The sequence below is a fragment of the Croceicoccus ponticola genome (assembly GCF_004004515.1).
Taxonomy (GTDB): domain Bacteria; phylum Pseudomonadota; class Alphaproteobacteria; order Sphingomonadales; family Sphingomonadaceae; genus Croceicoccus; species Croceicoccus ponticola.
On sequence record NZ_RXOL01000001.1, the window covers coordinates 939,970 to 963,148 of the forward strand.

Consider the following 23,179-nt stretch of genomic DNA (forward strand, 5'->3'; position numbering starts at 1 on the left):
GAACGGCAACCCGACTGCGCATCGCTCCGCCAATTTCGACGGTTCCGACCCGCATTATTTCCCGAAATCGCGGTCTAGCTAAGGCGATCGCGGAACGCGTCGTAGCCGAAGCTTGCGACTTTATCGAGCATGCCGGTTTCGCTGTCCCACAGCCAGATCGAGGGCAGGGGCACGCCGTTGAACGTGTTGGTTTTCACCATCGAATAATGCGCCTGGTCGAGGAACGCGAAGCGCGCGCCCGGCTCTGGCTTCACCGGCAGGCGGTAATCGCCGATGATATCGCCGGCAAGGCACGACGGCCCGCCCAGCCGGATCGGATCGACTCCTGCTTCTTCGGGCAGTTCACCCAGCATCGCGGGCCGATAGGGCGCTTCGATCACGTCCGGCATGTGGCAGGTCGCCGATATATCGGTGATGCCCAGCGGCATTCCGTTCCAGTGCGTATCGAGCAGCGTGCCGACGAGGATTCCCGCATCCAACGCCACAGCTTCGCCCGGCTCCATGTAGATTTCACACCCCGTCGTGTCGCGGACGTCGATCAGGAAGCGGACCAGTTCGTCACGCTCGTAGTCCGATCGGGTAATATGATGCCCGCCGCCGAAATTCAGCCACTTCAGGTCGGGGATCACGTCCTCGATCCATGGCAGCAAGGCTTCCCACGTGCGCTTCAGTGGTTTGAAGCCCTGCTCGCACAAGGTGTGGAAATGGATGCCGTCGATACCTTCCAGATGCTCTTCGCTCAGCTGGTCGATCGGAAAGCCCAGACGCGAATGCGGAGCGCACGGGTCGTAACGTGGAACCTCCCCCTCTGCATGAAGGGGATTGATGCGCAGGCCCACGTCGAAGTGATTGCCGCGATTGCGCGACAGCAGAATGTGTTCCTTGAACCGTTCGTGCTGCATCGGCGTGTTGAAGATCACATGATCGGAGAGGCGAAGCACCTCTTCCATGTCCTCTTCCTTGAACGCGGCGCAATATGTCGCGATCTCGCCATCGTAGTGTTCGGCCGCCAGCAACGCTTCCCACAGGCCAGACGTGCACACCCCGTCGAGGTATTCGCCAATCGTCGGCGCAAGCGACCACATCGAAAAGGCCTTGAGCGCCGAAAGCACCTTGATCCCTGCCCGGTCGCGAATGTCGGCCAATATGCGCAGGTTTTCACGCAGTTTGGCCGCGTCGACCACGAAGGCTGGCGAATCGACTAAGTTCAAGTCAAAGCGCACAAATGCGCCGGGATCGCCCGCGCGGGTTTCCATCTGGTCTTTCCCCTTAGGATCAGTCGATGCAGATCGCGCGAACGCGCTTGCCGTCGACTACTTCGGCAAAACATCCGAACAGCGCATCGTCTGCCTGGCACTGGCCCACGATCTCGCCATCAGTGGCGGTCTCGTCGCTCGCAGCGGTTACGCATTTCCCGTCGCACTGCTGATTGTCAGTGCAGGCCGTGCCTGCATCGGCATAGGGGTGAACGCACATTTCAAACTGCCCCCTGCCCCGCCGGTCAACGACGCCGCCAGCCGCCTTGCAAGCGGCAGCGTCCACGGGGACTGTCGACATGGGGCCGGAAGTCGGCGATGCCTCGTCCGTGGCGGAACCGGGCTCTTGCGCCGACGACTGGACGCAGCCGCCCAGCGAGAAGGCGAGCAGCGAAGCGAGGAGAATAGCGCGCATGCCGGTTAAAACGGCAACGGCGCAGGAAGTTCCTCGACCGTCCACGGAAGACCATGTTCGTTGAGCATGTCCATGAAGGGATCTGGATCGAACTGTTCGATGTTGAACACGCCCTCACCCTTCCACTTGCCCGTCAGCACCATCGCCGCGCCGATCATCGCCGGCACGCCGGTGGTATAGCTGACAGCCTGATTGCCGGTTTCGGCATAGGCGTCTTCGTGGTCGCAGATGTTCTTGATGTAGAACGTCTTTTCACCGGATCCGTCCAGCGCCTCTCCGGTCGCGATATCGCCGATGTTGGTCTTGCCCTTGGTCGTGGGGCCAAGCGACGCAGGTTCTGGCAGGACGGCTTTCAGGAATTGCAGAGGCACGATTTCCACGCCGTTGTACATGACCGGATCGATGCGGGTCATGCCCACGTTCTGCAGCACGGTAAGGTGCTTGATGTATTCGTCGCCGAACGTCATCCAGAACCGTGCGCGTTCCATTTCGGGCACGAACTTCGCAAGGCTTTCCAGTTCCTCGTGGTACATCATGTACATGTTCTTGGCGCCGACCGCCTCGAAATCGAATTCCTTCTTCACCCCCATCGCAGGGGTCTCGACGAAGGTGCCGTTTTCCCAGTGCCGGGCGGGCGCGGTCACTTCGCGAATGTTGATTTCGGGATTGAAGTTGGTGGCGAACGCCTGTCCGTGATCACCGCCATTGCAATCTAGGATGTCAAGTGTCCGGATGGTCGCAAGCTTGTGCTTCTTCAGCCACATCGCGAACACGCTGGTCACGCCGGGATCGAAACCCGAACCCAGCAACGCCATCAGACCGGCTTCCTTGAACCGGTCGTGGTATTCCCACTGCCACTTGTACTCGAACCGCGCCTCGTCGATCGGTTCGTAGTTGGCGGTATCCATATAATCGACGCCTGCGTTCAGGCACGCGTCCATGATGTTCAGATCCTGATACGGCAGCGCGAGGTTCACAACGAGATCGGGGCGCACCTTTTCCAGAAGGTCGGTCGTGGCCGCCACGTCGTCGGCGTCGATCTGATAAGTATCAACCGTAACGCCGGTGCGTTCGAGCACCGACGCGGCAATCGCCTCGCACTTGGAAACCGTCCGGCTGGCCAGCGCGATGCTGGAAAAGATCTGCGTGTTCATCGCCATCTTGTGGACCGCGACCGAACCGACACCGCCTGCACCGATTACCAGAACCTTGCTCAAAATTCGTCTCCCGTATCTTTAGGGACCATAATGCATTGGCGGTGGATATAGTCCCGGTTCATGACAGGACAAGCGATGAGAGCGACATGCCGAGCCTGCCACTGGACAAGCGGCCGGAGGCAACGCATCACGGCGCGTCCGGACATGTGATTATCTCGGACTGGGGAAGGAAAAAATATGCCCGACAAAGCGATCCTGATACCTGCGGCTCTGCTCGTCTGCTGGACGATGGTGATGGCGCTATGGATGCTGATCCACCGCGCGGGCACGTTTTCCGCCATGAAGACCGGTCTGGACAAGCTGCCGGTGGGCGCGCGCGGACCCGATCTGTGGTCGCAACTGCCGCCGGGCCGCAACGACTGGCCGGCACACAATTACATGCACCTGATGGAACAGCCGACCGTCTATTATGCGGCCTGCGTGATACTCGCGATTGGCGGGCCGACCGGATACGATTTTACGCTCGCATGGGCATACCTGCTGATCCGCATCGTGCATTCGGTCTATCAGGCCCGCATCAACGTCGTGAAAATCCGCGCATTCCTGTTCATCGCATCCACCCTGGTGATGACGATCCTTGCGTTCCGGTCGCTGTTGTCGGTGCTTAACTGACGACCGGGTCCTCGCGCACGAAAAGGCTGGCCAGTTCGACATGGGTGGACCAGCGGAACTGGCCGACCGGGCGCAGCCGTTCGAGCCTGTATCCCGCGGCGACCAGCATCGCGGCATCCTTGGCCCAACTGGCCGGGTTGCAGCTGATATAACAGATGCGCGGGACGCAGCTTTCGGCAAGGCGGGCGACCTGCTCCCTTGCCCCGGCGCGCGGGGGATCGAGCACGACGGCGTCGAACTTGTCCAGTTCTTCGCCCATCAGCGGGTTGCGGAACAGGTCGCGGTGCTGGGCGAAAACCTGTCGCTGCGCCGTACCCGCCGCCGACTTGCAGGCGAAATGCGCATCGCGCGCACCTTCTGCGGCGAACACCTTGGCACGGTCGGAAAGCGCGAAGGCAAAGGTGCCGAGACCTGAAAACAGGTCTGCGACCCGTTTCGCCCCGGCCAGCCATTCACGCACCGCATCAGTCAATGCGGCCTCCCCCTCCACCGTGGGCTGAAGGAAGTTTCCGGGCGGCAATGGGACCGGCACGCCGCCTAGTGTCACGGTCACCGGCTCCGGCTCCCAATGCGTTTCGGGGCCATAGCCGTCGTCCATGGTCAGGCGGGCAAGGCCGCTGCCTTGCGCAAATTCAAGCAAGGCTTCCGTTTCGGCAAGGCCATCGGGCACGAAACCCTTGACATTGCAGTCCACGCCCTTGTCCGTCAGCGTCATATGCACGTCTGCAGACAGCTTCTTGCGGCCAAGGCTGGCGAAATAGCGGCGTAACGGCGCGACCATGGCGAACAGTGCGGGCGACATGATCGTGCATTCCTGCATGTCGACGATGGCATGGCTGCGCCCTTCGCGAAAACCGATGCGCACCGATTTGCCACGCCCTTCGGCATGCAGTGTCGCACGCCGGCGGCTGTGTGGGGGCGACAGATGCGGCTGTTCGAAATACACAGGTTTCAGCCCCTGCCCCTCGGCGGCATTGGCGACCCTGTCGCGCACGAAATCCGTCCAGCTTTCCTCGTCCAGCTGTTGCAACTGGCATCCGCCGCACTTGGGGAAATGGCGGCAGGGCGGCGTTGCATGGTGCGGCCCCGGCGTGATCGCCCCGTCGGGCGCGACGATGTCGCCCGGCGCGCTCCGTGCCACATGGCGACCCGATGCGGTGATGCCGTCGCCCTTGGCCGCGATGCGCAAGATGGTTTCGTTTTCGGTTACAAGGGATTCGGTCACAAGCAGGATTCCAGCGCAGGGCGTATAGCGTCGGCAAGATCGCCGGCATGAAAAGCGGGGCCGGCTCGGCGTGCAGCCTCGGCATGAAGCCAAACGGCTTCGTTCGCTGCGGTCCAGGCGTCGACGGTGACGGCCAGCCGCGCGGCGCAAAGGCCAGCGAGCACGTCGCCGGTTCCGGCCACCGAAAGCCAACTTGGCGCACTGCTCGCGAACGACAGTTGGCCACCGGGTCCGGCGATGACGGTGTCCGGCCCCTTGGCCACGACGACGGCGCCCGTTGCCTCGGCCAGCGCAAGCGCGCGCGCGGGCTTGGCCGCATCGGTCGCCAAGCCGAAATGCCGTTCAAGCCATAGCATTTCGCCGTAGTGCGGTGTCAGGATCGCGCCAGAAAGGCTTGTGTGCGCAGGCGCTTCCAGCAGCATCAGCCCGTCGGCGTCGATCACCAGATGCCGCCCGCTTTCCAACCCGGCATTCAACCGCGCGCGAGCATTATCATCACGCCCCAGCCCCGGACCAACCAGAAGCGCGGCGATCCTGTCGTCGGCCAAGGCGGCGGCAAGGTCGCCGTCGCCTGTTTCATGAGCCACCAGCCAGTCTGGCGCGCCGGCCACGTCGCGGGCCACCAATTTCACGTAGCCTGCGCCACAATGCGCCGCCGCGCGAGAAGCGAGCAGCGCCGCGCCCGGCATCGCGCCGCCGATTACGACGACCAGCCCGCGGCGGTATTTGTGCGCGTCGCGCGCCGGCGCGGACAGAACCGGTTTGCCGACCGCAATTGCCGATGCAACGTCCCGGGCGGCGCCGATATCGACCAGCCGCGCAAGATCCCAGCAAGCCATCGCGGGCATCAGGAAATGCGCCCGCTTCCAAGCGCCCAGCGCAATGCACAGCGCATAGTGCGGCAGCTTCCCCGCCAGCAGCGCACCCGTATCGCTGTCGATCCCGCTAGGCACGTCGATGGCGATGGCGCGGTCGTGACGCGCGGCCAAGCCGGACAGCAGCGCTTCGAATTCATCGGACAGCGGGCGGTTCAATCCGCTTCCGAACAGGCAGTCGACCAATATCCCGCCGCGCGCGTGAACTGCGCCGACGATAGGGCCGCGATATAGGGAGGCTGCTCGCTTTGCCGCGTCGGTCCCCGGATCGCGGGCGGCAACGACCTGAACCGTGCCGCCCCGTTCGCGGATCGCCTCGGCAATGACATAACCGTCGCCGCCATTGTTGCCGGGGCCGCACAGCACCGTCACGCCGTAACCTTGTCGCGCGCCCGCGCTCGTCCGCCAGACATATTTCGCCGCGCCGCGCCCGGCCCGCTGCATCAGTTCGTGAACGTCGGTTCCGGCCGTCATCAGCCGCTCTTCCGCCGCGACCATTTGCGAAACGGTCAGCACCTGGTCCGCAGCGGCGAAAATCATCGGACGCGCACAAGCCCCGAAAGATCGCGCACTGCCCCGCGTGCGGCGCTGGTCGCCATCAGGGCATAGGCCTTGAGCGCGGTCGACACCTTGCGCGGGCGCGGGTGCGACGGGGCCCATGCCGCATCGCCCTTCGCTACCATCGCAGCGCGGCGTTCGGCCAGCACTTCGTCCGACACGGCGACGTTGATCGTGCGGTTGGGGATGTCGATCTCGATCATGTCCCCTTCTTCGATTAACCCGATGGCGCCGCCTTCGGCTGCTTCGGGCGAAGCATGGCCGATGGACAGGCCGCTGGTGCCGCCCGAAAAACGCCCGTCGGTGATCAGCGCGCAGTCCGCGCCCAGCCCCTTCGATTTCAGGTAGCTGGTGGGATAGAGCATTTCCTGCATCCCCGGCCCGCCGCGCGGCCCTTCGTAGCGGATGACGACGACGTCGCCCGCCACGACCTGCCCGCCAAGGATGGCGACGACCGACGCTTCCTGACTTTCGAAAACCTTGGCCGGGCCCTTGAACGTCAGGATCTTTTCATCGACGCCCGCCGTTTTCACGATGCACCCGTCGCGGGCGATATTGCCGTAAAGAACGGCCAGACCGCCATCCTTGCTGAACGCGTTTTCGGCATTGCGGATAACGCCGCCGACGCGGTCGGTGTCGATCTCTTTCCAGCGGCGGTTCTGGCTGAACGCGACTTGCGTCGGCACCCCGCCCGGCGCCGCGGCATAGAATTCGCGCACGCTGTCGCTGTTCGTCCGGCCGACGTCCCAGCGTTCCAACGCTTCGCCAAGCGTGCGGCTGTGCACGGTGGGGCAATCGGCGTTGATCAGCCCTGCCCGCTCCAGCTCGCCAAGGATCGCCATGATACCGCCGGCGCGGTGGACGTCTTCCATGTGCACGTCGGACTTCGCCGGCGCGACCTTGGACAGGCACGGGACCCGGCGGCTAAGCCGGTCGATGTCCGCCATGGTGAAATCGATCTCGCCTTCGTGCGCTGCGGCCAGCAGATGGAGCACGGTGTTGGTCGACCCGCCCATCGCGATATCGAGGCTCATCGCGTTTTCGAACGCTTCGAAACTGGCGATATTGCGCGGCAGGACCGATGCGTCGTCCTGTTCGTAATAACGCTTGCACAGATCCACCGCGACGCGCCCGGCTTCGAGGAACAGCTTTTCGCGGTCCGCATGCGTTGCCAGCACCGAACCGTTGCCCGGCAGCGACAGGCCCAGCGCTTCGGTCAGGCAGTTCATCGAATTGGCCGTGAACATCCCCGAACACGAACCGCACGTCGGACAGGCCGACCGTTCGATCGCCGCGACGTCTTCGTCCGAAACGCTGTCGTCGGCGGCGGCGACCATGGCATCGACCAGATCGAGCGCGCGCTCCTTGCCGTTCAGCACCACCTTGCCCGCTTCCATCGGGCCCCCCGACACGAACACGACCGGGATGTTGATCCGCAGCGCCGCCATCAGCATGCCGGGCGTGATCTTGTCGCAGTTGGAAATGCACACGATCGCATCGGCGCAGTGAGCGTTGACCATGAATTCGACCGAGTCCGCGATCAGGTCGCGGCTGGGCAGCGAATAGAGCATGCCGTCATGGCCCATCGCGATGCCGTCATCGACCGCGATGGTGTTGAATTCCTTGGCGACGCCGCCTGCCGCCTCGATCTCGCGGGCGACCAGCTGGCCCAGATCCTTCAAGTGGACATGACCGGGCACGAATTGCGTAAAGGAATTGGAGATGGCGATGATCGGCTTGCCGAAGTCGTCGTCCTTCATCCCCGTCGCGCGCCACAGGCCGCGTGCGCCGGCCATGTTGCGGCCGTGGGTCGATGTGCGTGAACGATAGGCGGGCATGTGGCAGGCTCCGGTATGTGTCTTGCGCTGCCGTCCGTAGCGGCCGCGGGCAACAAGTCTAGGCCCGAAATGGGCCGGTTGCCATGACTAACCGGGCGATTTCGCGCTTCTGCTGCCCCGTGCTATGCTGGTTGGCGATGGACGAATTACCCCGCTACCGGCTCGAAGACCCGGAGCGAGAGTGGCTCGAAGAGTCGCGATCGTGGATCAAGGGTCACTTCAGCGCAGAGGCTGACGAGAACTACAACGACATCGACGCCAGGCTTGCTGTCGTTCGCGCCAATATCGCGCAAGGTTGGGTCGGCGCCGACGACACGTGGAAATTGCAGGCACTCGGGATCGCGCTGGGCGATGCGCTGGCGGACGAACTGCTGCTCGAATGGATCACGGTGGAGGATGAATACGGGCGGGTTCCGGCGCTGAACTGGCCGGGCACCTCCATCGTGCTGTACCCGGTGACGATGATTTCCGACCGGATCGAGGCGGGCGAGGATGTCGATGTCGACGTGATCTTCAAACAGACCCGCGAAAAACTGCAGGAAATCGCGTTCGGCGGCGATGTGGAATGAAGCGGGCGCGCCTCGCCGGGTGACAAAGGCGACACCGTGTCACTCTGTCGCCGGATCGCGCAATGCGCGCAATCGCGGGACCTGTGCATGCCCGGCGACGGGTGACAGGTTAGGTGACAGGTTACTGGCATGGGCTGACGATGCGAAAGAGCGGCGTGCATGATGACGCGGCGCGGCCGTGTAGGAAAATGGTTTTCGCCGGTGGCGGGTGTAACGCGGTTTGCAGGTTTGCACGCGCCCGATTCGACGGGAATGGGCTGTACGCGCAAGCCGGGCGTTGCCCTTCGGTTTGTCGCAAGAGACACTCGGATTAACCATATTCTGAACGTCTTCCCCGTGTGTATTCATCTGCCAGCAAGGCTGACGTGACACCCAGCAATTGCGTTCAAAATACGGCAGATCAGATTACTCGCAAAACGGGGGCAACGGACATGCACACCGCCCGACGCGCTGTAACAGGGGAGCGTCCGGCATCGGTTGCAATCAATTTAGGAATGTAAGTTGACCAAGGTTTCCAAAACTCCCCGACTGCTGCTCATGCTGGCAACGATCTCCACACCCATGCTGGGTAGCATCGCTGCCCACGCGCAAGACACTTACGAAGAAGGCGCGCCGATGACCGTTTACGGTTCGGTGCCGTCCGATCTTTCCGGCCTGCCCGCCGGCCCCGATGTCGAAGGCATCATTTCGGCGCGCACCGGCGGCAAGGTACAGGTGCGAAGCGACAATGGCGCCGAAACGGTCGTCGTCATCAGCGACGGCACAGAGGTCAAGGGCAAGGGCGGCTTCCTTGGTCTGAACACCAAGGAACGCACCTCTGCCGCCCTGCTCAATGGCCTGCCGGTCTCCATCAAGACGGTCCAATGGGAAGGCGGATTGCTGGCCAGCCAGGTCAAGTTCAAGAACGGCGATCTTGAAGTGGCGCAGATGGTCCGCAACGGAACGTCGCAGAAATTTGCCGAACACGATGTCGCGATCGACAAGAACACGCAGCTGGCAGAATCGCTGCGCGGCCGCATGGGCGATATCGACAAGTACAACATCAAGGGGACGACCAACGTCTTCTTCGACAGCGGCAAGTGGAACCTGTCCGCCCGTGACGAAGCCGAATTGTGCGCCGCCGCTGGCGAAGCCGAAGCGATGGACAACGCCCTGTTGCTGATCGTCGGATACACCGATTCCGTCGGCGATCAGGATTACAATCAGGTCCTCAGCGAAAAGCGGGCCGGTCGTGTTGTGAACTACTTGCAGCAGGCCTGTGGCTGGAAGCCGTGGCGCATGTTGACGCCCACCGGCATGGCCGAAGCCGACCCGGCGGCAGATAACGCCACCGCCAGCGGCAAGGCCCAGAACCGCCGCGTCTCGGTGAACGTGCTGGTCAGCAAGAGCGTCGACGGCATCTGAACGTAACGATGTGAAATTCAGGGGGCGGGCACAGCGCCCGCCCCCTGAATTTTCTGTAACTCCGGTTTTGGCCAGGCAAGGTCAAAAGTCGATTGTTGGCTTGTTTGCGCCGGCGTTGTCATGCGGCAACTTGCGTTATGCGCTGCGAAACGGTCGTTCGAGCAGCTCGCTCTTTCCGCACTGCCCTGCCTCAATGCTTCATTGCTTCATTGCCGCAATGAACTCTGCATTGAGCGGCATTGACTCTCCGAGTTCGTATCTCAGTGCCTTGGTCAATTTTTGGCAAAAGGCTTGAGGTTCGATGTTTCGTTCGAGCAATTCGTCGTAGAGAGGATTGCCATAGACGATACCATGCGCAAACAGCGCGATATCGCTGAGCGTTTGCCTGTGAGGCACTGCTTCGACTGAAATTTCGCAGAAGCCTGCGCCCTTCAGAGTATTTTCGATCGCGTCAGTATCGCTGTAGCTGAACGGGATTTTATAGAATTCTGGCGGGTCATTCCGAAAGAACTCGGCCCCCACCTTATAAGCGATTTCAGCAAAGGGATTCTTGGCCCACTCGTCCCAAACGCTGAACAGGTAGGTTCCACCGCGCTTCAGAACGCGCAGGGCCTCTTTATATCCGGCCTGACGATCCGGAAAAAACATGACGCCGAATTGGCATACCACTGCATCAAATCGACCATCGCCAAAAGGCAATTGGCATGCATCGGCAGTCTCGAATTGTACCGACACGTCGTTCCCGAATTTGCCCGCGGCATAATCCAGCATCGGTGGATTGAGATCTGTCGCAATAAGCGAACAATGGGACGAGAGGCAGTCACGAAGATATTTAGTGACGATCCCTGTTCCCGCCGCGGTTTCGAGAACCTCCTCCGGAGCGAGAGAAGCGCAGCGAGACGCCATTTGTTTCGCGTAATAATCGAAGATGAAGGGCCCCAGCCCACGATCGTAATTCTCGGGAACATTGCCCGAGAAGCGAGTCTCCAACCCCGACACTGGTCTTCCCCTTCAAGCAGGGGCGCACTCTACCACGGATTCAGAAACCCGGCTAACAGGCCTAACCGGCCGTTTCCCGAACATCCGATTGTCAGTCTCAAACGAATCAACCCGACGCTGCGCATCGGTGATCAGCGTCCCTACCCCAGCGCCAGCAAGGTCCGTTGCGCAACATCGGCGATCAAAGCGGCCCAGCGGGCCTGTCCGGCCTCGTTGGCGATTTGGTCGTTACGGACTTCGATGGCGAGATAGTCGCGACCCTTGGCTTCGGCATGGCGGTTCATCGTCGCGTTGAGATCGCGGCCCGAATAGGGTTCGTTGTCGCCGACCTTCAGCCCCTGTGCCGCGAACAGGCGGATGGCGTGGCGGGCGGGTTCTGCATTCCGGTTATACAGCAGCGCGACTTCCCACGGGCGCGCCTCCGCCGGCTTGGTTGCGAGCGCGGAGGTAAAACTGTGGAGCGAGACGATCAGGCGCGGCTGCACCTTGTCCAGCCATTGTTCCATCGCGTCGTGGTAAGGGCGATAGTAGTTTTCCACCCGGTGATCGCGATCCGCGCCGATATTGCCGACGATCAGCTTGCCGTCGCTGGTTTCCGGGATCAGCCCGGGGTGATCTTCTTCGCGGTGGAGGTCGATGACCAGACGGCTGAGCGTCGCAAGCTGCGCCGGGATGCCGTGGCGGCGGGCGAGCCGTTCGGCCACGCCCTCCACTCCGATATCGAGCGCGACGTGGCTGGACATGACTTCGCGCGGCACGCCAAGATCGACGTCGTCCGGCACCACGTTCGACGCATGATCGGCCACCAGCACGATGCCGCCCGTTCGCGAGCCATCGGACCGGGGAAACCCGATCCGGCGGAATGTCTTGAAACTCAACGCAAGCGTCCCTTCAACTGCCACCAGCCGGGTCGCCGTTCGGCCATTGCTTGTGCCGCCCGGTCCCGCTGTTCCGCATCATCGTACAACGCGAAACATGTAGCACCCGATCCCGACATGCGCACCAGCCATGCACCGGTTTCGTTCAGCGCTTCCAGAACGTCCGCGATTGCGGGGCAGATTGACACCGCGGGCGCTTCCAGATCGTTGCGCCCGTCCCACGCGATCGTCCGCGCAGAACCTGTGGGAAGCCCGCCGCGATCGACGCCATCCAGTTCGCTCCACGCCTTGAAAACGGGGCCGGTCGGCAGGGGCAGACGCGGGTTGATCAGCAGGACCGGCGTGCCCTTGAGGTCGTTCTCCACTTTCGAAAGATCGGTCCCGGTGCCGCGCCCGATGGCCGTTTCGGACCACACGCAAGCCGGAACGTCCGCGCCCAGTGCGGCGGCGCGGTCCATGACGTCGCTGGGCACCGATTGTTCGCCCGCGATCATGCGGATCAGCGCGCCCGCATCGGCAGACCCTCCGCCCAGCCCAGCCGCGACCGGCAGGTTCTTTTCAAGGCGGACGTGCCAGCCTTCGTGGCGCGGAAACTTCGTCAGGGTGTGAGCAAGAATGTTGTCGAACGGATTGGTCAACGCGCCCGCGAATTCGCCCGACGTGGTGATCCGGTCCACGTCGCCGAACTTCGCCGTCAGTCTGTCGCCGCCATCGACGAAGGCGAAGAGCGTTTCGAGCTCATGATACCCATCCTCGCGCCGCCTGCGGACATGCAGCGCGAGGTTGATCTTGGCGAAGGCGGTTTCGGAGAGGGTCAACTGTCGATCCCGATTAAACAAAAGACTTGCGACCCCAGTCGACCCACCCCGCTGCGACTATCCGCGCCTGCGGCACGGCAAGTTTCGCTCCCCTCCCGCATGCGGGAGGGGTTGGGGCTGGGTTAAACGCTCACATGTTCGGATAATTCGGCCCGCCGCCGCCTTCGGGCGTAGTCCAGGTGATGTTCTGGTTCGGGTCCTTGATATCGCAGGTTTTGCAGTGGACGCAGTTCTGCGCGTTGATCTGGTACTTGGGCTCGCCGTCGGCGCCTTCCAGCCATTCGTACACGCCGGCCGGGCAATACCGCGCCGACGGGCCGCCATAGACGCCCAGTTCGCTCACCTTTTGCAATTCCATGTCGGCAACCTTGAGGTGGCACGGCTGGTCCTCCTCGTGGTTGGTGTTCGATAGGAACACCGAAGACAGCCGGTCGAAGCTGATCTTGCCGTCGGGCTTGGGGTAATCGATCTTTTTATACAGATCGGCGCGGACCGTGGTTTCGTAATCGGGGTGATGCTTCATGCTGATCGGCAGACCGATCTTCAGCGTGCGCATCCACATGTCGACACCGGCCAGAATGGTGCCGATCGCGCCGCCGAACTTCGCGATTGCGGGTTCGGCGTTCTGTACCTTCTTCAGTTCGTCCGCGATCCACGAATTGCGCAGGTTCGCTTCGTATTCGGCAACCTCGTCGCTTGTCCGGCCCGCGGCCAGCGCGTCGGCGATGGCTTCGGCGGCGAGCATGCCGCTCTTCATCGCGGTGTGGCTGCCCTTGATCCGGGGCACGTTGACGAAGCCCGCCGCGCAACCGATCAGCGCGCCGCCGGGGAAGCCCAGCTTGGGCACCGACTGCCAGCCGCCTTCGTTGATGACGCGCGCGCCATATGCCACGCGCTTCCCGCCTTCGAGGATTTCGCGGATTTCGGGGTGCTGTTTCCAGCGCTGGAATTCCTCGAACGGATAGACCCACGGGTTCTTGTAATCGAGCGCGACGACGAAGCCCAAGGCGACCTGTCCGCCGGCCTGATGGTACAGGAACCCGCCGCCCCAGCTTTCGCTTTCCGAAAGCGGCCAGCCCTGCGTGTGGATGACGCGGCCGGGAACATGCTTGTCGGGATCGATGTCCCACAGTTCCTTCATGCCAAGGCCATAGACCTGCGGCTGGCAATTGGCCTCAAGGTCAAATTTCGCCTTCAGTATCTTTGTCAGCGAACCGCGCGCGCCTTCGGCGAACAGCGTGTACTTGCCGTGCAGTTCCATGCCGGGCGCATAATCGCCCTTGTGCGTGCCGTTGTGGGCGATGCCCATGTCGCCGGTCGCCACGCCCTTGACCGAACCGTCTTCGTTATAAAGCACTTCGGCGGCGGGGAAGCCGGGGAAGATCTCGACGCCCAGCGCCTCGGCCTTTTCGGCGAGCCAGCGGCACAGGTTGCCAAGGCTGCCGGTATAATTGCCGTCGTTCGACAGGAACGGCGGCATGGTGATGTGGGGAAGCGCGTATTTCTTGCCGTGCGTCAGCACCCAGTGGAGGTTATCCGTCACCGGTGTTTCAGCCATCGGGCAACCGTCGTCGCGCCAGTCGGGAAACAGTTCGTCGAGCGCGCGTGGATCGATCACCGCGCCCGAAAGGATGTGCGCGCCGATCTCCGACCCTTTTTCCAGCAGGCAGACTTCGATCTCGGGGTTGACCTGCTTCAACCGGATGGCCGCCGAAAGACCCGCCACGCCGCCGCCGACGACGACGACGTCATAAGGCATCGATTCCCGTTCGCTCATGGATTACGTACCCCTAGTATTGCATTGCCTTCTTTGCTTACGGCCTTGATTGCTGCCGCGACGAAGGTCAAGCCTGCACGATATCTTGCGCGGTCCCGATCTGGCCGCTTTTACCATGAGCGGAAACTGAAACTTTGGCGGGTAACGACACAGATTGGCGCGCGATGGACGCACATGCGGCGTTCCGGGCACATGCCGCATTCTGGCAGGACGCCGGGGTCGATCACGCCTTTACCGACGATGCGCGCGACTGGCTGGCCGATAACGCGGCAAAGCAACAGGCGTCCGATCCGGCAAAATTCCCGCCGCCCGTTGCCCCGCCGCCGCCCCGCGCGCTGGGCCCCGCGCCGGTCGACGCGCCGGACATGGAACGGTCGCGCGGCAACTGGCCCGCGACGCTGGACGAATTCGCCGCGTGGTGGCTGTCCGAACCGACGCTCGACAGCGGGGCCGCGGCGCAACGCGTGCCGCCACGCGGGCCTTTCGGGGCGAAAGTGATGCTCATCGTGGCCGAACCCGAAGCTCAGGATCGCGAACGCCTGTTGTCGGGGCCCGACGGCGCGCTGTTCGATGCGATCGAACGGGCCATGGGACTCGACCCGGGCGCGGCCTATCGCGCATCGGCCCTGCCCCGCGCAACGCCCGCCGCCGATTGGGAGGCGATCGCCGCCGCCGGCATGGGCGCGGTGCTGCGCCACCACGTTTCGCTGGTCATGCCCGAACGCCTGCTGGTGTTGTCGCAAGAGGCTGGCGCGCAGCTTGCCCCCGACCGGTTCGACAGCGATGGCACGGGCATCGTAAAAGTGGGCGGCCGAGAAATCCCGCTGATGGCGGCTTATCCACTTCAACAGATGATCCCAAGGCCCGGTCACAAAAGGATTTTCTGGAAACGCTGGCTCGCCTTCGCTAGTGGGCATTGACGGCGCGGGCTTGGGGATTCACCCTTGGCCTGCATGGCTGCCGTTCAGGTGGCCTTTACCCATTTGTCGCATAAGGGCCTGATGATGGCATCGTCGCGCTTCAAAACGCTGTTCCGTCCCGACCCGCTGGCTTGCGCCAACGCGCCCGGTTCTTGCCCGACCCGCCTTCGCCCGCCCGGACTTGGCGGTATGGCTATAGCGCTCGCACTGGCCGCCATGACCGGCGCGACCACGCTGGCCACTCCGGCTGTCGCGAACACGGCCGCCTTTCCGGTCAACACCCCGGGCGTGCGCGTGCCCGATCAGTTGTCCGACGAACAGCGCAGCTTCTACACCAACGTCTTTTCGCTGATCGATGCGGAAAACTGGGGCGCGGTGGAAACCCTGCTTGCCCAGCGCCCCGACGAATCGCTGAAACAGTTGGCTTTGGCCGAATACTATCTCCACCCCAACAGCCCGAAGGTCGAACTCGACGCGCTGAACAACTGGCTGGCGATGGGCCGGGACCTGCCGCAAGCGGGCCAGATCGGCCGCCTTGCGATCAAGCGCGGGCTTGAAGAAGGTCCCGCGCTACCCGGCGCGCAACGTCTGGTATCCTTGCGCCGTCCGGCCAAGCGCACCCTGCCCGGCAATGCCGGCGACGCGACAATGCCCGCCGAAATCGCCAGCGCAATCACCGATCGGATCAAGAACGACGATCCCGGCGGCGCGCGCATCCTGCTCGATGGCGTGGATGCGCTGTTGTCGCCCGCGACCCGCGCCGAATGGCGCCAGCGCGTGGCGTGGTCCTATTACATCGAAAACGACGACCGCACCGCGCTGGCGCTTGCCCGCAATGTCGCCAATGGCGGCACCGGCGACTGGGTCGGCGAAGGCTGGTGGGTGGCAGGTCTGGCCGCATGGCGGCTGGGCGATTGCGCTATGGCTGCCGACGGTTTCGCCAATGCGTCGAAAACCGCCACGAACGAGGAACTGCGTGCCGCCTCGCTCTATTGGGCCGCCCGCAGCTATACCCGCTGTCGCCAGCCCGAACTGGCCGGACCGTCGCTCCGCTCCGCGGCGGGCTATACCGAAACGCTGTACGGCATGATTGCCGGCGAACAGTTGGGCATCGAGGTCGCCAAGGCCAATGTCGGGCAACCGTTTTCCAACCGCGACTGGCAGGTGCTGAACAATCAACCGAATGTGAAGACTGCGGTCGCGCTGGTGGAAATCGGGCGCGAGGGGCTGGCCGACGAAGTGCTGCGCCATCAGGCCACGATCGGCAATCCGGCCGAATACGATTCGCTGTCGCGGCTGGCGCGCGCGCTGGGACTGCCGGGAACGCAGTTGTACATGGCGTACAACGCGCCGCGCGGTGCGGCCCCTGATCCGTCGACCCGCTATCCGCTGACGAAATGGGCTCCGCGCGAAGGGTGGCGGGTCGATCCCGCGCTCGCTTTTGCGCATACCCTGCAGGAATCGAACTTTCGCGCCGAAGCGGTCAGCCCGGCTGGCGCGGTCGGGCTGATGCAGATCATGCCCGGCACGGCAAAACACCACGCGCCGACGCTGGGGCTGGCCGATTACGATCTGAAAGATCCGGCCACGAACATGAGCTTTGGCCAGCGCAACCTTGAGATGCTGCGTGATTCGAGCGGGACGCAAGGGCTGCTGCCCAAGATCATGGCCGCCTATAATGCAGGCCTGTCGCCGATCACGCGCTGGAACACCGAAATCCGCGATTCGGGCGACCCGCTGCTGTGGATGGAATCGATCCCCTATTGGGAAACGCGTAGCTACGTCGCCATCGTGACGCGCAACTACCTGATGTACCGGCATCAGGCGGGCGACACGTCCGACGTCCGCGAAGCGCTGGCCCAGAACCTGTGGCCCCGGTTCCCCCGCCCCGACGGCGCGGGCGCGGTATCGCAATTGGGCAAGCCGGTGCTTTCGGGCGCCACCCGCTAAGGATCGTTTCATGGCCATCGACCCGACCCGCACCTTCAAACCCGTCCGCATCGCGCTGCTGACCGTATCGGACACGCGCGGCGCGGATCAGGACAGCAGCGGTGACATCCTTGCAGGCCGCATCCACGATGCCGGGCACACGCTGATCGACCGCACGATCCTCAAAGACGATGTCGACGTCATCACCGCGCAGCTTCACGCATGGATCGAAGATGACAACGTCGATGCCGTGGTCATCACCGGCGGCACGGGGCTGACCGGACGCGATGTCACGCCAGAGGCGCTGGCCCGCGTGCAGACACGCGAGATACCGGGCTTTGGCGAGCTTTTCCGCTGGCTGAGTTTCCAGACCATCGGCACCAGCACGATCCAGTCGCGCGCCTGCGCGGTGGTGGCGCGCGGAACTTATATCTTTGCGCTGCCGGGATCGAACGGCGCGGTAAAGGACGGATGGGATGGCATCCTTGCCGAACAACTCGACAGCCGGAACCGGCCCTGCAACTTCGTCGAACTGATGCCCCGGCTTCGGGAAAAATAAGGCGGCAAGACCTGCACGCGGGTCAGATACGCCGCACGCCCGCCGCGATCAGCCGCGCGATCAGCATGTCGGCCGCATCGCCCAGCGCGCGGCGGGGAAAGATGCTGTAGAACATCTCGGTCTGGTAGAGCAGGATCAGGTCGTCGCTGACCGCCAGTTCGCGAAAATCGTCGAACGGGATGCGCATGGTCCCGCGTTGTCCGGCCACCGTCATCGCGGCATCGTCGAACGTCAGCGTATATTCGTCGCGCAGCGCCGCGCTTTGCCGATATTGCCGCCGCCCCTGTCGCGGGATCAGCCACAACAGCACGAAATAGACGAACGGCAAGGCAAAGAGGAGCGCGGCGGTCGACGCAAGGTTGAGCATACCGTCGTCGAAAATGTCGAACAGCAATAGCGCAATTTCTACCAAGACGATCAGGGCTAGCAGCCAGCGCGTCAGCGGGCGGCGCATCTGCTTGCGAAACGCAATGCGCGCGGCGGCAACCGTTTCGTCCTCGACAATGCGATAGGTGAAAGGGCCAAGTTCGGTCATGGCACCGGGCTAGCCAAACCATCGGCGCTCGTCCACGAGTTCTTGTTATGTTCCGTATCATGCGTCATGATGGCGCCATGCCGAATCGCGCAATCCACGGTCGCGGGGCGCCGTCGAACGCGGTGCCGCAGCGCTTCGGCCTCGCTTCTCGCGAGGAAGACGGCGACTGGCTGGACGAGGCTGCGGACATCGACGGCCCCGCCCCGCCGCGTCGAACCACCGTGACAGAGGAACACCCCCGCGCCATCGTGTCGTTCAACAAGTCGCCCGACATCCCGTTCGACCGTTCGATCAATGCGTATCGGGGCTGCGAACACGGCTGCGTCTATTGCTTTGCCCGCCCGTCCCACGCCTATCACGATCTTTCGCCCGGCCTCGATTTCGAGACGAAGCTGTTCGCCAAGCCCGGTGCCGCGCGCCTTTTGCGCCAGACGCTGGCCAAGCCCGCCTATGCGCCGCAGGTCATCGCGATGGGGACGAACACCGATCCCTATCAACCGATAGAGGGCCGCTATCGCATCACGCGCGAGATACTCGAACTGTGCCTGGACGTGCGGCACCCGGTGGCAATCACCACGAAATCAGCCCGCGTGCTGCGCGATCTCGAAATCCTGCGGGAAATGGCAAGGGAGCGCCTCTTCGCGGTCAGCCTGTCGGTCACCACGCTCGATCCGCGCCTGTCGGGCCTGCTCGAACCGCGCGCGTCCTCACCTGCCAAGCGGCTCGACGCTCTCGCCCGATTGGTGGACGCGGGGGTGCCTGCGCATTGCATGATTTCGCCCGTAATCCCCGCGATCACCGACCAATTCATGGAAGGCATCGTCGCGCGCTTGGGCAAAATCGGGGTGGGTTCGGCAAACTGGATCATGCTTCGCCTGCCGCACGAAGTCGCGCCGCTGTTCCGCGAATGGCTGGACGCGCATTATCCCGACCGCGCGGCAAAGGTTATGAACATGGTGCGCGAAATGCGCGGAGGCCGCGACAACGAACCGAACTTCCACGCCCGGTTTCGCCCCGTCGGCGCATGGGCCGACCTTTTCCGCCAACGCTTCCGCCTTGCCGTCAAACGCGCAGGACTGCCGCAGGCGGAATTCGAACCCGATTGCAGCCGCTTTCGCCGCCCCTCGCTCGACGGGCAGCTCGCGCTATTCGACTGAAACTTGCGCCCAGCCTCGGGCGGCTCAGGCCACCAGCCGCAGGGCGCTGGCCGAACGCGCGGTTAGCGCCGCCGTGCTGACGCCATCGATCAGCGCGATCCTGTCGGCCAGTTCGCCGTCGAGCGCGAAATCCCGGCCAAGCAGCATCGTCGCCTCCCGCCCCTCGCCCAGCATCAGCCGCGCGATCACCTCGCCGGTCGCATCGGCGCTGCGCGGCAGGGCCAGCGCCAGTTCGGCCATCGCATCGACTCGATTGATCGTCAGCCGCAATTCCATGCGCGCCGAACCCTTGACCGCCGTCATCGGCCGCGCGCCGCGCACGGTGACACGCGGCGGTTCGTCGGCGCTGGGCCGGTCGAGTTCGACATTGAGCAGGACGCATTCGCCCGACTTGGCCCATTCCTGAAAGCTACCGACCAGCGATTCTTCGAAGCATGACGCGCTGAACTGGCCCGACTGGTCCGAAAAGTCGGCCATGACGAAATCCTTGCCCTTGCGCGTCTGGCGCTTGTTCGCCCCTTCGACCAGCACGGCCATGACCGCGGTGGATCGGCCGCCGCCCGAACCGCCTTCGGACCCGCTGGCCATCAGGCTGGAGAACGAACGCGCGCCCTGCGCGCTGGCGACCGCGCGCCATTGGCTGACGGGGTGCGCGGCGAAATAGAAGCCGAAGTTCTCGCGCTCCTTCTCCATCTGTTCCTGGCGCGGCCATGCCGGTGCTTCGACCAGCCTCAGGTCCTGTTCGGCGTGTTCCTCTGCCCCGAACAGCCCAACCTGCCCGCTCGCCTTTTCGCGCGACGCGGCATCGGCCACGGCCAAAAGCATGTCGGCATTGGCGATGATCTTCGCGCGATTGGGTTCCAGCGAATCGAGTGCGCCGGCGCAGGCCAGCCCTTCCAATTGGCGGCGGTTCATCGACCCTGCGGGCAACCGCTCGAAAAGTTCCTTCAGGCTCGCAAACGGCCCGCGCGCCTCCCGCTCGGCGACGATGGCGTCCATCGCCTTTTCGCCGACGTTGCGGATGCCCGCCAATGCATATCGGACGCGGTGCCCTTCGTCGGTCGGCTCAACCGTGAACTCCGCCTCGGACCAGTTGATGTCCGGCCCCGCGCATTCGACCTCCCCGCCCGGATAGCGGCGCATGTCGTCGACGAATACCGACAGCTTTTCCGACTGGTGCATGTCGAAGCACATCGACGCGGCAAAGAATTCGTGCGGGTAATGCGCCTTCAGCCACGCGGTCTGATAGGCGAGAAGCGCGTATGCAGCCGCGTGCGACTTGTTGAAGCCGTAGCCTGCGAACTTGTCGATCAAGTCGAACAGTTCGTTGGCCTTGCGCGCATCGATCCCCGATTCGGTTTTGCAACCGTCGACGAAACGCTGGCGCTGCGCGTCCATTTCGGCCTGCACCTTCTTGCCCATCGCGCGGCGCAGCAGGTCGGCGTCGCCCAGCGAATATCCGGCCAGGATCTGCGCAGCCTGCATGACCTGTTCCTGATAGACGAAGATGCCGTAGGTTTCGGCGAGGATGCCTTCCAACTTGGGGTGCGGATATTCGATTTCCGCAAGGCCGTTCTTGCGCTGACCAAACAGCGGGATGTTGTCCATCGGGCCGGGACGGTAGAGCGAGACGAGCGCGATGATATCCTCGAACCGCGTCGGTTTCACTGCGGCCAGCGTGCGGCGCATCCCTTCGGATTCCAGCTGGAACACGCCGACGGTATTGCCCTGCTTCAACAGCTGGAACACGCCCGCGTCGTCCCACGGCAGCAGGTCTAGATCGATGGTGATCCCCCGCTTTACCATCAAGTCGATAGCCTTGCGCAGCACCGAAAGCGTCTTCAGCCCGAGAAAGTCGAACTTCACTAGGCCCGAACTTTCGACATGCTTCATGTCGAACTGCGTCACCGGCATGTCGGAACGCGGATCGCGGTAGAGCGGCACGAGCTGCGACAGCGGCCTGTCGCCGATCACCACGCCCGCCGCGTGGGTGGACGAATTGCGCGGCAATCCTTCCAATTGCACGGCCAGATCGACCAGCCGCCGCACGTCGGGATCGCGCTTGTATTCGCCGGCGAAGTCCGCAGCCCCGTTCAACGTGCGATCCAGCGTCCACGGATCGGTCGGATGGTTGGGGATCATCTTGGTCAGCCGGTCGACCTGCCCATAGCTCATCTGCAGGATGCGCCCGCAATCGCGCAGCACGGCGCGGGCCTTCATCTTGCCGAAAGTGATGATCTGCGCGACGTGGTCGTGCCCGTATTTCTGCTGAACGTAGCGGATCACTTCGCCGCGCCGGGTTTCGCAGAAATCGATGTCGAAGTCGGGCATCGACACGCGTTCGGGGTTGAGGAAACGTTCGAACAGCAGGCCCAGCCGCAGCGGATCGAGATCGGTGATGGTCAGCGCCCACGCGACAAGACTGCCCGCGCCCGAACCACGGCCCGGACCGACCGGGATGCCGTTGTCCTTGGCCCATTTGATGAAGTCGGCAACGATCAGGAAGTAGCCGGGGAAACCCATGCCGACGATGATGTCGACTTCGAACTGCAACCGGTCGAAATACTTCTGGCGTTCGCCCGCCGCCATTTCGCCATAAGGTTCGAGCCGTTTTTCAAGCCCGGCCGTCGCATCCTCGCGGATCATCCGCGCCTCGCCCTCAAGATCGCCCGCAAGGCTGGGCAGGATCGGCTTCCGATAGGGCGGCTTGAACGCGCAGCGCTGCGCTACGACCATGGTGTTGGCCGTCGCTTCGGGCAGGTCTGCGAAGATCTGCGCCATCGTGTCGGCGGGCTTTACCCATGCATCGGCGGGCGCGCGCGGGCGTTCGGCGGTGTCGATGTAGGTCGAATTGGCGATGCACAGCATGGCATCGTGCGCGGCGTGAAAGCCCGGTTCGTCGAACAGCGCCGGGTTCGTGCCGACCAGCGGCAGGTCGCGCGCATAGGCGAGCGCGATCAGCGCGTCTTCGCTGTCCGCCTCGTTCTCCGCGCCGGTGCGAGCGATTTCGACATAGAGCCGGTCGGCGAACAACGCCTGCAACCGATCGGCATATTGCGACGCCTCATCAGCCTGCCCCGCCGCGTAAAGCCGGGCCAGCGCGCCATCACCCGCGCCGGTCAGGCAGATCAACCCGTCAGTGCGACCTTCGAGCGCGTCCAATTCGACATGCGGATCGAGATGCAGCGGGCGATCGAGATGCGCCATGGACGCAAGGTGGCACAAGTTGTTCCAGCCATCTTCGTCCTGAGCATAAAGCGCCAGCCAGTCGATCGCTTCGTGCTTCTGACCGTCCTTTGCCGGGCGTCGGACCGCCAGCAGTGTGCCGACGATGGGCTGCACCCCCAGTTTCACCGCCGCGTCGGCAAAGGGAATCGCGCCATAAAGCCCGTTGCGGTCGCAAATCGCAATGGCCGGAAAACCGCGCGCCTGCGCCAGCGCGGCCAGCTTCTTCGGATCGATCGCGCCTTCCAGCATGGTGAAGCTGGAAAACACGCGTAGCGGTACGAAGGGAGCGAAAGCCATGATGCCATGCTTACTGAAACAGCCCGCCCCGCGCGAGGGCGAAACGGGCCGTTTCAACAGGGCTATCCACGATTTGGGCCCGTTTGATCGCAGACGGGTATGGCCGGTACGGG

Annotated in this window: 19 protein-coding genes; 7 read left to right on the forward strand and 12 right to left on the reverse strand. The window is 63.4% G+C overall.

Annotated features, from left to right (window positions below):
* Positions 1–74 precede the first annotated feature (74 nt).
* Genes EKN06_RS04470 through EKN06_RS04480 form a run of 3 tightly spaced genes read right to left on the reverse strand, consistent with a single transcriptional unit; the run spans position 75 to position 2,888 of the window.
* Positions 75–1,256 carry a carboxynorspermidine decarboxylase gene (locus EKN06_RS04470; protein WP_127611623.1) on the reverse strand — a complete coding sequence of 394 codons (1,182 nt, stop codon included), beginning with the start codon at positions 1,254–1,256 and terminating at the stop codon, positions 75–77.
* 19 nt (positions 1,257–1,275) lie between these two features.
* Complete coding sequence (locus EKN06_RS04475) at positions 1,276–1,671, reverse strand: hypothetical protein (RefSeq protein WP_127611624.1); 396 nt, start codon at positions 1,669–1,671, stop codon at positions 1,276–1,278.
* Positions 1,672–1,676: 5 nt separating this feature from the next.
* Positions 1,677–2,888, reverse strand: a complete 1,212-nt coding sequence (locus EKN06_RS04480) for a saccharopine dehydrogenase family protein (RefSeq protein WP_127611625.1) — start codon at positions 2,886–2,888, stop codon at positions 1,677–1,679.
* A gap of 177 nt (positions 2,889–3,065) precedes the next feature.
* On the opposite strand from EKN06_RS04480, the gene EKN06_RS04485 reads away from it, so the two are divergent.
* The gene (locus EKN06_RS04485) at positions 3,066–3,500 is read left to right on the forward strand and encodes an MAPEG family protein (RefSeq protein ID WP_127611626.1); all 435 of its coding nucleotides are present in this window, start codon (positions 3,066–3,068) and stop codon (positions 3,498–3,500) included.
* Here EKN06_RS04485 and EKN06_RS04490 read toward each other — a convergent pair.
* The 3 genes from EKN06_RS04490 to ilvD are packed head-to-tail and all read right to left on the reverse strand — an operon-like array spanning position 3,493 to position 7,996.
* The gene (locus EKN06_RS04490; RefSeq protein WP_127611627.1) at positions 3,493–4,725 is read right to left on the reverse strand and encodes a class I SAM-dependent RNA methyltransferase; all 1,233 of its coding nucleotides are present in this window, start codon (positions 4,723–4,725) and stop codon (positions 3,493–3,495) included. The two genes, EKN06_RS04485 and EKN06_RS04490, sit on opposite strands and share 8 nt — an antisense overlap.
* On the reverse strand, positions 4,722–6,140 hold the full coding sequence (locus tag EKN06_RS04495; RefSeq protein WP_127611628.1) for an NAD(P)H-hydrate dehydratase: 1,419 nt from the start codon (positions 6,138–6,140) through the stop codon (positions 4,722–4,724). Before EKN06_RS04495 ends, EKN06_RS04490 begins: the two co-directional genes overlap by 4 nt.
* A complete protein-coding gene (gene ilvD, locus EKN06_RS04500) occupies positions 6,137–7,996 on the reverse strand; it encodes a dihydroxy-acid dehydratase (RefSeq protein ID WP_127611629.1) in 1,860 nt (619 codons plus the stop codon). The genes EKN06_RS04495 and ilvD overlap by 4 nt, the downstream gene beginning before the upstream one ends.
* Positions 7,997–8,133: 137 nt before the next feature.
* On the opposite strand from ilvD, the gene EKN06_RS04505 reads away from it, so the two are divergent.
* Both EKN06_RS04505 and EKN06_RS04510 read left to right on the forward strand, forming a co-directional pair.
* Positions 8,134–8,565, forward strand: coding sequence for a DUF3806 domain-containing protein (locus EKN06_RS04505; protein WP_127611630.1), 432 nt, complete (start codon positions 8,134–8,136; stop codon positions 8,563–8,565).
* A 501-nt stretch (positions 8,566–9,066) separates the two neighbouring features.
* On the forward strand, positions 9,067–9,969 hold the full coding sequence (locus tag EKN06_RS04510; protein ID WP_127611631.1) for an OmpA family protein: 903 nt from the start codon (positions 9,067–9,069) through the stop codon (positions 9,967–9,969).
* Positions 9,970–10,167: 198 nt separating this feature from the next.
* Here EKN06_RS04510 and EKN06_RS04515 read toward each other — a convergent pair whose 3' ends face one another.
* From EKN06_RS04515 to EKN06_RS04530, 4 genes are all read right to left on the reverse strand, one after another.
* Complete coding sequence (locus tag EKN06_RS04515; RefSeq protein ID WP_127611632.1) at positions 10,168–10,968, reverse strand: class I SAM-dependent methyltransferase; 801 nt, start codon at positions 10,966–10,968, stop codon at positions 10,168–10,170.
* Positions 10,969–11,108: 140 nt separating this feature from the next.
* On the reverse strand, positions 11,109–11,870 hold the full coding sequence (locus EKN06_RS04520; protein WP_338068066.1) for an N-formylglutamate amidohydrolase: 762 nt from the start codon (positions 11,868–11,870) through the stop codon (positions 11,109–11,111).
* Positions 11,843–12,664: a 4-(cytidine 5'-diphospho)-2-C-methyl-D-erythritol kinase gene (locus tag EKN06_RS04525; RefSeq protein ID WP_127611633.1), complete on the reverse strand. Its 822-nt coding sequence runs from the start codon at positions 12,662–12,664 to the stop codon at positions 11,843–11,845. Before EKN06_RS04525 ends, EKN06_RS04520 begins: the two co-directional genes overlap by 28 nt.
* Positions 12,665–12,794: 130 nt before the next feature.
* Positions 12,795–14,441: an electron transfer flavoprotein-ubiquinone oxidoreductase gene (locus EKN06_RS04530; RefSeq protein WP_127611634.1), complete on the reverse strand. Its 1,647-nt coding sequence runs from the start codon at positions 14,439–14,441 to the stop codon at positions 12,795–12,797.
* Between the two features lie 164 nt (positions 14,442–14,605).
* Between EKN06_RS04530 and EKN06_RS04535 the strand changes: the two genes are divergently transcribed.
* From EKN06_RS04535 to moaB, 3 genes are all read left to right on the forward strand, one after another.
* A complete protein-coding gene (locus EKN06_RS04535; RefSeq protein ID WP_127611635.1) occupies positions 14,606–15,361 on the forward strand; it encodes a uracil-DNA glycosylase family protein in 756 nt (251 codons plus the stop codon).
* Between the two features lie 189 nt (positions 15,362–15,550).
* On the forward strand, positions 15,551–17,311 hold the full coding sequence (locus EKN06_RS04540) for a lytic transglycosylase domain-containing protein (RefSeq protein WP_205693828.1): 1,761 nt from the start codon (positions 15,551–15,553) through the stop codon (positions 17,309–17,311).
* A 10-nt stretch (positions 17,312–17,321) separates the two neighbouring features.
* Positions 17,322–17,849, forward strand: coding sequence for a molybdenum cofactor biosynthesis protein B (moaB, locus tag EKN06_RS04545; RefSeq protein ID WP_127611636.1), 528 nt, complete (start codon positions 17,322–17,324; stop codon positions 17,847–17,849).
* Positions 17,850–17,871: 22 nt separating this feature from the next.
* On the opposite strand, the gene EKN06_RS04550 is transcribed toward moaB, so the two are convergent.
* Entirely contained in the window at positions 17,872–18,384 is a 513-nt protein-coding gene (locus EKN06_RS04550; protein WP_127611637.1) for a YcxB family protein, read from the reverse strand.
* Between the two features lie 77 nt (positions 18,385–18,461).
* Between EKN06_RS04550 and EKN06_RS04555 the strand changes: the two genes are divergently transcribed.
* Entirely contained in the window at positions 18,462–19,541 is a 1,080-nt protein-coding gene (locus EKN06_RS04555) for a PA0069 family radical SAM protein (RefSeq protein WP_127611638.1), read from the forward strand.
* 24 nt (positions 19,542–19,565) lie between these two features.
* Here the strand turns inward: EKN06_RS04555 and dnaE are convergent, their stop codons facing one another.
* Positions 19,566–23,066, reverse strand: a complete 3,501-nt coding sequence (gene dnaE, locus EKN06_RS04560; RefSeq protein ID WP_127611639.1) for a DNA polymerase III subunit alpha — start codon at positions 23,064–23,066, stop codon at positions 19,566–19,568.
* Positions 23,067–23,179: the final 113 nt, after the last annotated feature.

Coding starts and splice junctions, on each gene's coding strand:
- EKN06_RS04505 (WP_127611630.1), top strand. CDS start 8,134: ATGGACGAATTACCCCGCTACCGGCTCGAAGACCCGGAGCGAGAGTGG.
- EKN06_RS04485 (WP_127611626.1), top strand. CDS start 3,066: ATGCCCGACAAAGCGATCCTGATACCTGCGGCTCTGCTCGTCTGCTGG.
- ilvD (WP_127611629.1), bottom strand. CDS start 7,996: ATGCCCGCCTATCGTTCACGCACATCGACCCACGGCCGCAACATGGCC.
- EKN06_RS04495 (WP_127611628.1), bottom strand. CDS start 6,140: ATGATTTTCGCCGCTGCGGACCAGGTGCTGACCGTTTCGCAAATGGTC.
- EKN06_RS04550 (WP_127611637.1), bottom strand. CDS start 18,384: ATGACCGAACTTGGCCCTTTCACCTATCGCATTGTCGAGGACGAAACG.
- EKN06_RS04470 (WP_127611623.1), bottom strand. CDS start 1,256: ATGGAAACCCGCGCGGGCGATCCCGGCGCATTTGTGCGCTTTGACTTG.
- EKN06_RS04475 (WP_127611624.1), bottom strand. CDS start 1,671: ATGCGCGCTATTCTCCTCGCTTCGCTGCTCGCCTTCTCGCTGGGCGGC.
- moaB (WP_127611636.1), top strand. CDS start 17,322: ATGGCCATCGACCCGACCCGCACCTTCAAACCCGTCCGCATCGCGCTG.
- EKN06_RS04535 (WP_127611635.1), top strand. CDS start 14,606: ATGGACGCACATGCGGCGTTCCGGGCACATGCCGCATTCTGGCAGGAC.
- EKN06_RS04540 (WP_205693828.1), top strand. CDS start 15,551: ATGGCTATAGCGCTCGCACTGGCCGCCATGACCGGCGCGACCACGCTG.
- EKN06_RS04555 (WP_127611638.1), top strand. CDS start 18,462: ATGCCGAATCGCGCAATCCACGGTCGCGGGGCGCCGTCGAACGCGGTG.
- dnaE (WP_127611639.1), bottom strand. CDS start 23,066: ATGGCTTTCGCTCCCTTCGTACCGCTACGCGTGTTTTCCAGCTTCACC.
- EKN06_RS04530 (WP_127611634.1), bottom strand. CDS start 14,441: ATGAGCGAACGGGAATCGATGCCTTATGACGTCGTCGTCGTCGGCGGC.